Origin of the sequence: Geobacillus sp. Manikaran-105 (genome assembly GCF_002809955.1) — a bacterium.
In the GTDB taxonomy this organism is placed as follows: Bacteria; Bacillota; Bacilli; order Bacillales; family Anoxybacillaceae; genus Geobacillus; species Geobacillus thermophilus.
In genome coordinates this window covers 21491-32382 of the sequence record NZ_PIJG01000033.1, presented here as the reverse complement: position 1 = coordinate 32382, position 10892 = coordinate 21491, and the positions used below count along the sequence as shown (strand labels likewise).

The 10892-nt window shown below is 55.3% G+C and carries 11 protein-coding genes; 3 read left to right on the top strand and 8 right to left on the bottom strand.

Annotated elements, in window-relative coordinates; all coding sequences use genetic code 11:
- Window positions 1-191 precede the first annotated feature (191 nt).
- Window positions 192-1400, bottom strand: a complete 1209-nt coding sequence (gene ilvA / locus CV945_RS11085) for a threonine ammonia-lyase (protein ID WP_063329929.1) — start codon at window positions 1398-1400, stop codon at window positions 192-194.
- 404 nt (window positions 1401-1804) lie between these two features.
- Between ilvA and CV945_RS11080 the strand changes: the two genes are divergently transcribed.
- The 3 genes from CV945_RS11080 to CV945_RS11070 all read left to right on the top strand — a co-directional run bounded on the left by CV945_RS11080 (window position 1805) and on the right by CV945_RS11070 (window position 5839).
- On the top strand, window positions 1805-2974 hold the full coding sequence (locus tag CV945_RS11080; RefSeq protein ID WP_100659765.1) for an alanyl-tRNA editing protein: 1170 nt from the start codon (window positions 1805-1807) through the stop codon (window positions 2972-2974).
- A 136-nt stretch (window positions 2975-3110) separates the two neighbouring features.
- Window positions 3111-4373, top strand: coding sequence for a two-component system sensor histidine kinase NtrB (locus CV945_RS11075; protein ID WP_044743979.1), 1263 nt, complete (start codon window positions 3111-3113; stop codon window positions 4371-4373).
- A gap of 98 nt (window positions 4374-4471) precedes the next feature.
- On the top strand, window positions 4472-5839 hold the full coding sequence (locus CV945_RS11070) for an MATE family efflux transporter (RefSeq protein ID WP_033012221.1): 1368 nt from the start codon (window positions 4472-4474) through the stop codon (window positions 5837-5839).
- A 173-nt stretch (window positions 5840-6012) separates the two neighbouring features.
- Here the strand turns inward: CV945_RS11070 and CV945_RS11065 are convergent, their stop codons facing one another.
- The 7 genes from CV945_RS11065 to CV945_RS11030 form a co-directional block, all read right to left on the bottom strand.
- The gene (locus CV945_RS11065; protein ID WP_100659764.1) at window positions 6013-6906 is read right to left on the bottom strand and encodes a DUF1028 domain-containing protein; all 894 of its coding nucleotides are present in this window, start codon (window positions 6904-6906) and stop codon (window positions 6013-6015) included.
- Between the two features lie 144 nt (window positions 6907-7050).
- On the bottom strand, window positions 7051-7179 hold the full coding sequence (locus CV945_RS11060; protein ID WP_080729672.1) for a YjcZ family sporulation protein: 129 nt from the start codon (window positions 7177-7179) through the stop codon (window positions 7051-7053).
- 33 nt (window positions 7180-7212) lie between these two features.
- Window positions 7213-7311 (bottom strand): YjcZ family sporulation protein, encoded by a 99-nt coding sequence (locus tag CV945_RS11055; protein ID WP_011231081.1) that lies wholly within the window; start codon window positions 7309-7311, stop codon window positions 7213-7215.
- Window positions 7312-7435: 124 nt separating this feature from the next.
- Complete coding sequence (gene rarD, locus CV945_RS11050; RefSeq protein ID WP_100659763.1) at window positions 7436-8365, bottom strand: EamA family transporter RarD; 930 nt, start codon at window positions 8363-8365, stop codon at window positions 7436-7438.
- A 210-nt stretch (window positions 8366-8575) separates the two neighbouring features.
- The gene (locus CV945_RS11045; protein ID WP_100659767.1) at window positions 8576-8665 is read right to left on the bottom strand and encodes a YjcZ family sporulation protein; all 90 of its coding nucleotides are present in this window, start codon (window positions 8663-8665) and stop codon (window positions 8576-8578) included.
- 92 nt (window positions 8666-8757) lie between these two features.
- Window positions 8758-9714: a magnesium transporter CorA family protein gene (locus CV945_RS11040; protein WP_100659762.1), complete on the bottom strand. Its 957-nt coding sequence runs from the start codon at window positions 9712-9714 to the stop codon at window positions 8758-8760.
- Between the two features lie 281 nt (window positions 9715-9995).
- Window positions 9996-10874 carry a cation diffusion facilitator family transporter gene (locus tag CV945_RS11030; RefSeq protein ID WP_050368652.1) on the bottom strand — a complete coding sequence of 293 codons (879 nt, stop codon included), beginning with the start codon at window positions 10872-10874 and terminating at the stop codon, window positions 9996-9998.
- Window positions 10875-10892 lie beyond the last annotated feature (18 nt).

Genomic DNA, 10892 nt, shown 5'->3' with positions numbered 1-10892 from the left:
GATGCAACCCCAAGTCAAGGAAGGAGGACGAAGTCCGTTTGCACTTCTGGGGAGTTGCAAGCCCCCACTTCAAGCGTTCGCGAAGTGGGGGTAGTTGACTTGGCAGCCCTGTGAACATGATTTCGAAGACGGCTTTTCCACTGTTTGCTTAACAGACAGTGGCGAAACACAAACCGTTTTCCCACGCGCGCTCATCGGTAAAACTGTACATCATAGCCTTCTTTCAACAACACTTGGTAGATTTGCTGAATGTGGTCTTCGTTTTTTGTCTCGAGCGAAAAGTGAATTTCCGCCTGACCTGGCAGCACTTTGGCGCCGATGCGCTGATGATGAATCGACATCACGTTTGCCTCAAGCTCCGCAATAATGCGCAGCAGCTTGTTCAACTGGCCCGGCTTGTCGGAGATGACCGTTGTAAACGTAACGAATCGCCCGGCTTCGACGAGCCCCCGCTCGATGATGCGGGAAATGAGCGTCACATCGACGTTGCCGCCGCTTAAAATGGCGGCGACTTTTTTGCCGCGAAACGGCAGCTTTTGATACAACAATGCCGCCAGCGGACAAGCTGCCGCCCCTTCGATCAACAGCTTGTTCCGCTCGAGCACATACAGCATCGTCCGCGAAATTTCCGCCTCTTCCACGCATACAACGCCATCGACGTATTGCTCAATGTATTGGTACGTAATATTGCCCGGCTTTTTCACGGCAATCCCATCGGCGATCGTATTCGATGCGGCAATGGAGACGGGCTGTTTATGGCGTATGGCCGCCGTCATGCCTGGGCAAGCCGATGACTCAACGCCGTACACTTCAACCGATGGCTTCAGCTGTTTTAACGTAAACGCCAGGCCGGCCAACAAGCCGCCGCCGCCGACCGGACAAAGAACGACATCGACGTCGGGAAGCTGTTCGATCAGCTCCAAGCCGATCGTCCCTTGGCCAGCCATCACCGCCAAGTCGTCAAACGGATGAACAAACGTCATCCCCCGTTCACGCTGCAACTCTAACGCATATTCCAAAGACTCGTCAAACACATCGCCGTACAGCACGACTTCCGCCCCGTAGCTTTTCGTCGCTTCAATTTTGCTGAGCGGCGCCCCTTTCGGCATGACAATCGTACAAGGAATGCCGAGCATGCCGCTTGCGTAGGCGACCCCTTGGGCGTGGTTGCCGGCCGAGGCGGCGATGACGCCGCGCGCCCTTTCTTCTTCCGTGAGCGACATAATTTTATTGAATGAGCCTCTCACCTTAAACGAACCTGTTTTTTGCAAATTTTCCAGTTTCATATACACGTCATTGCCGGACAGCCGGCTGAACGTCTGCGAATGCTCAAGCGGCGTTTGGTGGACGATGCCTTTCATTTTCGCTCGCGCTTGTTCAATGTCTGTTAACGTCAACATCATCAAACCACCCTTTCCGATCGGCGATCGGTTCGTTTTCGCTCCGTTTTATTATATACAAAGCATTTCGCCGCCGACAAATGTTGCTAGTTGGTTTTGGATTATTTTTAGCATATAGTTTTGTTGCGTGAAATCATGTTCAACAAACATCGCTGCAACCCGCTTCCTTTGTCAAACCGTTTGAACGTTGGACTTGTCCCAAAACATCAGAGTGTTTCTAGAGGAAGAGCTGTCTACGGTCTGTTCTTTTTCTTTTGTGAATACTGTTTATTTAGAACATTGTTCTATAGATATAGCCAATTGCCAACGGGAAAAAGCGGCCAAAAAGATCGGCGATAGGCAAACGCGAGGGAATTTGCTAATATGAAAGAAAAGCATTCGGAAGACGAAAGGATGAAACGGTTGTGACGAAAAAGTTGTACTATACGGCGCCGGATGTTGACGTGTGGACGACAACGGTGACAAGCGTCCGCCAAGACGGCGAAACATACATTGTCACCTTGGCGGAAACAGCGTTTTACCCGGAAGGCGGTGGCCAACCGTCTGACGCCGGCACGATCGCCGGCTTGCCGGTGCTCGATGTGTTTGACGAAAACGGGGAAGTGTATCACCGCCTTCCTGCCCACCCGGGAATGGGCGCCATTTCATGCGTTCTTGATAGGAAACGGCGCCGCGATCATACACAACAGCATAGCGGCCAACATGTATTATCCGCTGTACTCGTTGAACAGCTCGGCGCCGAAACAGTCGGTTTTCACCTTGGGCGCGAGGTCGTCACAATCGACATCACGGCGGGTGCGCTGACGGAAGCAGACATGCTGGCAGTGGAAAACCGGGCCAACGAACTCATTTACGCGAATCTCCCGGTCGAGACGTATTGGGTGACGCCGGAAGAAGCAGAACGGATGCCGTTTCGCAAGCGTCCCGATGTCCAAGGTTCTGTCCGTGTTGTCGAGATGAAAGGGATCGATTTGTCGGCGTGCTGCGGCACCCATGTGAAACGCACGGGCGAAATCGGCGTGATCAAATTGCTGAAAGCAGAGCGCCATCGCGGCATGACGCGTCTTTCCTTTCTTTGCGGCGGCCGGGCGCTTGCCGACTACCAGCAAACCCACCGCGTCGTGCAGGCGGCAGCAGGTCGGTTCGGGACAAGCCGCGATCAGCTGCTCGACGTGATCGCAAAATGGGAACAAGAGAAAAAAGAATGGGAAAAACGGCTGCGCCAATACGAGGCAATCGTCTTTGCCGTCGAAGCCGAACGGGCCGCCGCCGAATCAGGACGTGCAGTGATTGGCCGTTACGACCAATATGGGGCAAAAGAACTGCAAATGATCGCCCGTCTGATCGCCGACCGTTATGGCAAAACCGCGCTTCTCGCCTCCACCTCCGATTGGCGCGCCGTGATCGCCAAAGCACCGTCTTCCTTGCTCCATGCAGGGAACTGGCTGAAAGAACAAGCCGCCCTGTTTGGCGGCAAAGGGGGCGGCAACGAGCGGCGGGGGCAAGCTGCTTTTCCGTCCCTTGAGGCGCTTAGCCAGTTCCTTCCCCGCGTGGAAACGGCAGGCATCGATTGACGGCTCCTGCCCGCACCGCCCGGTTGCTTCGATTCGTTTCGTCCTCCCGTCGGATCGATGCGATGTCCGCCATAGCCGACGGAGAGCGGTTTTTGTAAAATGAAAAACGAAATGTGCAGCTAAGGAGTTTGAAGAGATGAACGATCGACTCGTACAATCGCAAATCGAAGAGCTCGAACGAAAGCTGCGCGCTTATGAGCGGCTCATCGAAACGCTTCCGTTTCCGTTCACCTTTGCCGATTACGAAAGTGGAATCGCCATCGAAAAAAAGCGCGGCGACGTCCGGCCGCACCTTCGCACCATTCCACCGTCCCTTGAAAAGGAAGCCAAATGGCAGTGGGATATTGACTTGTATCACGACGTACCGTTTGAAAAAGTGGAAGCCTTTTTGACGCCGTTGCTCGATCTCGTGCCGCACCATATCGTTTTTGTCGACGACAACGGGATCATCACGCTTTGCAATTTGCAGGCGGCCATTGACACGGGCGTCGAGCGCGACGCCATCATCGGCAAACATATTCGCGAGCTGCTGAAGCTGCCTGACGAGCTGATCGCAACGCTCGAATCGCTTGAAAAAGGCGAGCCGCTCTACAATCACGAGGTGCTCGACCGATTTTACGGCATCGTCAACACCCGTTTTATTTACAACGATGACGGATCGATCAAACGAGTCATCAGTATGTTTCAGTCGCTCAATATGATGAAAGAAACGGAAAAGCTCGCCGTCGCCGGCCGCATCGCCGCCGGCATCGCCCATGAAATCCGCAATCCGCTGACGACGGTGCGCGGCTATTTGCAGCTGCTCAAAACCGAGCTGCCAGACCGGATCGCCTCGCTCGTCGAACGCCTGCTCATTCCTGAGCTTGACCGGGCAAACGGCATCATCACCGACTTTTTAAACATCGCCAAGCCGGCGGACGTGAAGATGGAAACGTTCCGGCTGCACCGTTTTTTGCGCGACGATGTCGGCGTTCTGCTGCAGAGCGAGGCGTTGCTGCACAGTGTGAACGTCCATTTTGACCTCGACGAACAACTGGACGATTACGAAATGAGCGGCGACCGCCGCCAGCTTTTGCAAGTGTTTTTAAACTTATTCCGCAACGCTGTGGAAGCCAAAGTGGCCAAAACGATGAATGTCACGGTGAGCAGCCGGAAAGTGAACCATATCGTCCAGCTTCGCTTCTGCGACGATGGGCCCGGCATTCCGCCGTCGGTCATCGACCATGTTTTCGATCCGTTTTTTTCAACGAAGGAAACGGGAACTGGGCTCGGCCTGTCGTTATCGAAAAAAATCGTCGAACTGCATCGCGGGACGATGAAAGTGCAAAGCGATGCACGCGGCACTTGTTTTTTGATCGAATTTCCGCTTTGCAGCCAACCGCCGTTTCTTTCGTCGTAAATTGCTTCCGAAGAGGGAGGCCATCCCGGCTTCGGAAGCGATGAGGTTGATGATTTAGAACAATGTGTCACTTTATCATGGAAAAAGGGGGAACGATTATGACCACGCCCGCTCCGCCCAACGGCAAATGGCGGCGCCTGTTCGCCTTGTTTCTTCCCATTTTTGTTTCGCAAACGGGCCAATATGCCATGAACTTTGTCGATGTTGCCATGTCCGGCCACGCGAGCGCCGAAGATCTTGCCGGCGTCGCGATCGGCTCCAGCTTATGGGTGCCGGTGTGGACCGGCGTCGGCGGCATTTTGCTCGCCTTGTCCCCGATCGTCTCGCATCATCTCGGCGCCGGACGCCATGACTCAATCGCCCGCGCCGTCACCCAGGCGCTCTACTTGGCTGTCGCGCTTGCTGCCGCCATTGTCATGGCCGGCGCCGCTGCCGTGCCGTTGATCTTGAAACAGATGTCTTTGGACGAAAACGTTCGGCATATCGCCTTTCATTACTTACGCGCCTTGTCGTTTGGGATCGTCCCGCTGTTTCTTTATTCTGTGCTCCGCTATTTCATCGATGCACTTGGGCAAACGAACGTGACGATGTGGATTACGCTCACCGCCTTGCCGATCAATATGCTGTTCAACTGGCTGTTGATTTACGGGCATGGCGGGTTTCCGCGCCTTGGCGGCATCGGCACCGGCTATGCGACAGCGATCACGTACGCATACTGCTTCGCGGCCGCTGCCTTTGCCGCGGTGAAATTTCGCCGTTTGTCTCCCTATCGCGTGCTCGTCCGTTTTTACCGTCCGTCATGGGCCGCATGGAGAGAGTTGCTGAAAACCGGGGTGCCGATCGGATCAGCCATCTTTTTTGAAACGAGCATTTTCGCTGCGGTGACGCTGCTTGTCGGCCGGTTTGGCGCCGAAACAGTCGCTGCCCATCAAAGCGCCCTCAACTTCGCTTCCTTGTTGTATATGATTCCGCTCAGCTTATCGATGGCGCTGACGATCGCCGTAGGCGTTGAAGCTGGGGCCAACCGTTATGAAGCGGCCAAACAATATTGCCTGATCGGCATCACCCTCGCCTTGGCGGTCGCTGCCGCCGCTGCATTGTTTCTTTCCATCTTCCGCGGCGATGTTGCTCGACTGTATACAAACGATCCGACAGTGGCGGCGTTGACGGGGAAATTTTTGCTCTATGCGATCTTCTTTCAAGTTTCCGATGCCATCGCCGCTCCCATCCAAGGAGCGCTGCGGGGCTATAAAGAGGTGAACGCCGTTTTTTGGTCCGCTCTTCTCGCCTATTGGGGCGTTGGCCTTCCGCTTGGCTGCGCGCTCGCTCTCTTGACTGCCGCCGGAGCGTTCGGCTATTGGATCGGCCTGATCGCCGGATTGGCAGCAGGTGCTCTGTTTCTCAGCTTTCGCCTGCGGGCCGTTTGGCGCAGACATGACAGCGGGCGTGCGCCGCTCGCCTCCTAAACGGCCGCTGCCCAAACACGGGCTGTTTTTCCTGAACCGAAACACCGCATAAATCGTTGTTTGCGCATATGCAGTCATAGGAAAAGGTGTCCCGCTCCTTTTGGGACACCTTCGCTTTTCATACAACGCCATTCATCCGCCCGACCAACCATGCAGTGATCGTTTTTATTTTTTTATTTTTCCCCCTGCGGCGACGGCTGCTGTTTCATATACGCGAGCACGTCAAGATCGATTTTCCCTTTTTCTAGTTCGCGTTCCTCAAAGTTTTCTGTATGTATATACGCTGTCAGCGCTTCGTGAAGCGCCTCGCTGTCGGCGGCGCGCTCTTTCGGCAAGTAGCCGAGCCGGATCAAGTGGGCAGCCGCCTCTTCCTTGACCGCGCCTTCCATTACAGCCACTTTTTCGGGGCGCGGTTTCTCAAAATAAAGCTGGCGCAGCTCATACAGGCGAATGAGCTCCTCGATCGGCCGCGGGTGGTCGTCAACGCGCAAATCGATATAGCGGTCATTGTACCCGCCATAGCCGCCCCTTTCTTTCACAACGAGCAAGGCAGCCGACTGTTGCCCGCGGCGGTCGCCCCCCGCCGCCTGACCAGCTTGAAGCGCCTTTAGCAATCGCTCGGCGAGCGGCCCTTTGGCCTGCTCGAATGTTCTTCCCATCGCCAGCACCGTTTCCTCCCCGGCTAAAATATTGCCTTGCGCTGCATAGTTCGGTCCGGTAATGCCGCCCGCCCACGGGTAACATTTTTTTCCGGTGAACGTTGCTGCCCGTCCTTTCGCATCCACGATGCCGACCTGGCGCAAATCGCGCTCGCTGTCATCGGCAACGAGCAACTCAAGCGTTTCTTGCGCCGTTTTCCCTTGTTCCATCCATTCGAGGCCGCGTGGGCCGTATGACGTGTTGGCATATGACTGCGTCGCCACGGCGCCGACGCCCGCTTTCGCCCACGGCACGACCGCGCCGACACCTAAAAATTTCGATTGAACAGCGATGCCAAGCTCCCCGGTCGCCGGGTCAAACGCCACGATCGAAAACGTCGCCACAAGATCTTTTGGAAGATGAGTCATGTCTTTGTCCCTCCACACAGTTTTCACTTTTCCTCTCTTTGTATAACTTCTCCCCGCCCCTCTCATCCTCCTGCCTCTTTCATCACAAAAATGGCGGGGGACAGCCGCTCTCAAGCCGCCTCCCCCGCGCCGCCCATTATCCGTCTAGCACCATGTCGCCCCGACGATAATGAGCAAAATAAACAAGACGACGATCAGCACGAAACCGTAGCCGCCATAACCCGGGTAGCCGAAGCCAAAGCCGCCCCAGCCGCCATAAAAGCCGCATGTCATATTCGTCACCTCCTTGCTAGCAAGTAGGGTTCGTTAGTACACCCAACCACCGATACATGCGCATCCGACAATAATCAACAAGATGAACAGAACGACGATCAACGCGAATCCGCCGCCGTAAGCTGCACCCATTTGCCAGCACCTCCTTTGTTTTTGTACTAGTAGACTATTCACAAACCAGGAAAATGGTTAGGTGTTTCGGCAAAAATAGGTATTTGCCGTAAAAACAAAAAAACGGCCCGTTCTCGGACCGCTTTTATGCTTTAAGCGAGCTTCGCTTCCATTTTTTTCGCCCTGACGCCTGCTTGATTTGAACAGCAGAAAACAAAATAAGCGCCGCCCAGATGCAGCTAAACGCATAAAAATGCGCTTTCGTAAACGGCTCGCCGAACAAAAAGACGCCAAGGAGAAGGCTGATCGTCGGCGAAATGTATTGCAAAAAACCAAGTGTTGTCATCGACACACGCTTCGCCCCTTTGGCGAAATACAAAAGCGGCACGGCCGTCGCTGGCCCGGCTCCAGCCAACAGCGCCCATTGCCACCATTCGGCCGTCTTGACGAGGGCTGGCGTTTCGTTGTACACCCATAATAAGTAAACGGCTGAAAGCGGCATGACGGCCATTGTTTCAAGCGTCAAGCCAATGGACGAGTCAACGCTGGCCAGTTTTTTCACTAAGCCGTAAAACCCGAACGTCAATGCGAGCGATATGGCGACCCACGGAAACGCGCCATATTCCGCCGTCATCGCCGCCACGCCGGCGGCGGCCAGAAGAACAGCGGTCCACTGCCCTACGCTCAGCCGCTCGCGCAGTACGATCATCCCAAGCGCCACACTGACAAGCGGGTTGATATAATAGCCGAGGCTCGTTTCAACAACATGATGATGATTCACCGCCCATATGTAGACAAACCAGTTGGCGCTGATGAGCACGGCAGCAGCGGCGATCCCCCATGCCTTAGCCGGCCGACGGCGCATCGCCCGAAGCTCCCGGCGGAAGGCGTCAGGCTGCCCAGTCGCTGCCAAAAGGATGGCCATAAACACGAACGACCAAACGATGCGGTGCGCCAAAATCTCAAGCGCCGAGCGCGCCTCAAGCAGTTTCCAATAGAGTGGCAGCACTCCCCACAACAAGTATGAGGCGGCGGTGTACAAAACCCCTTGCTTTTCTTCACTGAAATGCCCCATATGATGTTCTCCTTTTCCCTAATCGCTTCCGTTCCATTATACCGCCGCCGCCTCATTTTATCTATAAAAAAACACGACCGCGTCATCCGGCGTGTTTTTGTGAACAAAACGAGGGGAAACCGACGCAAAACGGGATGCGCCCGCCCCCTTTCACCGTCTTGCCTAGCCGCACTGTTTGACCCGTCTTCCCCTTCTTTTCCGTCCGGCTTCCTACCAGGCGACACATACACAACCGACAATAATCAACAAAATGAACAAAACAATGATGAGCGCATAACCGCTGCTGACCAAACTGCTCATGGCGGACACCTCCTTGATCCCGTTGACGGGACCATCATATGCGTCCGCCCGCCCAAACGACCGGGCCAACGCCCATTTTTGCAAGCTGGCGCCTATTTTTCTTTCGTCCCAGTCTCCCCCCACCAACCTTTGCGCTTAAAATACAGGGCAATGAGGACGGCGACGGTCGCCATCAGCAGCAGGGCGAACGGATACCCGTACCGCCATTTCAGCTCGGGCATAAACGAAAAATTCATGCCGTAGACACCGGCAATAAACGTCATCGGCAAAAATATGACGCTCACCAATGTCAACGTTTTCATAATGACGTTCATATGATCGGATTTGAGCGACAGTTGCAAATCGAAAATGGCGGACAATGATTCCTTAAATGCGTCGAGCGCCGCCGGCACGCGGGCGAAACGGGAGGCCACCTCATCGATGTATGGATTCGTTTCCGCGTTGATGTACGGCAGCTCGGCATGGCGGATCGTTTTGATCGCCTCTTCCTGCGCTTCGGCCACTTGCCGCAGCTCATGAAGATGGGTTTTCATCCGGTAAATTTCACGCCCGATTTCATTGGCGAACGGCGTCGCAAACACTTGCCGCTCAAGCGCCTGAATGCGGTCGGCGATTTGGTCGATCACCTGCAAAAAGCGAGTGACGGCTAAGTCCAGGAAATGGTAAAGAACATATCCAGGGTACAGCGCCTGATCGCGATGATCCAACAGCCGTTCTTTCACATGGCCGATAAACGGGTCATCTTCATCCATATAACTGATGATATGCCGCTCGGCGGCAAGCAGGCGAATGTTCGCCGTTCGGCCGGACGGACGGATGATAAACAACGATACAAAAAGGAATCCTTCGTACTCATCGACCAGTGGAATGTCTGTTCCACCTATAAGCCGTTTTCGGGCGAGCGGATGAATCGACAGCGAGGAGAGGAGCCGTTCCAAATCCGGCTTGGCGGCGGCGGTGAAATGAAACCAGCACGACTGGCCGCCCGCCGGCGCATGCCGTTCGTATATTCCGCCAAGCGGCAAGCGGGGGCTCGGATGGATGGCCATACACGAGTCTCCTTTCTAACTGATGCGTTTATTCGTATTGTTTGCCGTTTGCCGAAAAACTACTCCTCGCCGGCCGCCGAAAAAACGGCCGGAACATCGGCGCAGCAACGCCGCCCCGTGCCCGCCGAAAGCCGCTTTTGTTCGCCGAATGGAACGATGCCTTAACAAAGCAGGAGCGTCCATCGGACGGCAGCATTCGAAAAAAAGGAGGACCATCCCTCCCTCTTGATCGGCAGGCGGTTGGGGCGCGACGGCCGCGCCCCCGTTTGCTTGGCCTCCGCTCAGCGCACCGCTTCCGGCTCCACATGAACGTGCGTCGCCCGGATGTTATGCCGTTTTTTCATTAAACGCTCGACCTCGTCGGCAATTTCATGGCTTTTCACTACCGTCAACTGCGAATCGACGCGGATGGTTACTTCGAGCACAACGTCATTGCCGAGCATGCGCGCCTTAATATCCGCGACATCGCGCACCCCGCTGACCGCAGCGATTTCTTGCCGGTAAATGGCGAGCTTTCTTTCATCAAACCCGTCGGTCAACGCATGGGCCGTTTCCATAAACACCTCCCACGCCGTCTTGCAAATGAGCGCACCAATGACGAGCGCCGCCAACGGGTCAAGCCATGCCCACTCAAGATGCGCGCCGACAATCCCAAGCGCGGCGCCAATGCTGACGAGTGCATCCGATAAGTTGTCTTTCGCTACGGCCGCCAGCGCCATGCTGTTCGTCCGCCGCGCCAGCCGCACATTGATGACATAGATGATGAACATCACTGCTGCTGAAGCAAGGGCGACCGCTGCCGCCAGCCAATCGGGGGCGGCCTCCCTCCCGCCGCCAAGAAGCGTGCGGGCACCGTCTGTAATCACATCAATACCGATGGACATCATGAAAAAGGCGGCCAACAGCGACGAAATGTTCTCCGCCCGCGAATGTCCGTACGGATGATTGCGGTCGCGCGGTTTTTTGGCAATTTTCATGCCGATATAGACAGCGACGGAAGCCATCACATCGCTCAAATTGTTCCATCCGTCCGCTTTCACTCCGTCCGATCCGGCTGCCGCCCCGGCCAAAAGCTTGCCGGCTGCCAGCAGAAGATAGATAAAGAGGCTTAACAACACCCCAGCCTCCGCCCGTTGTTTCCGTTCCACTCCATTCACCAACCTAGCGTTCTCGTTCTT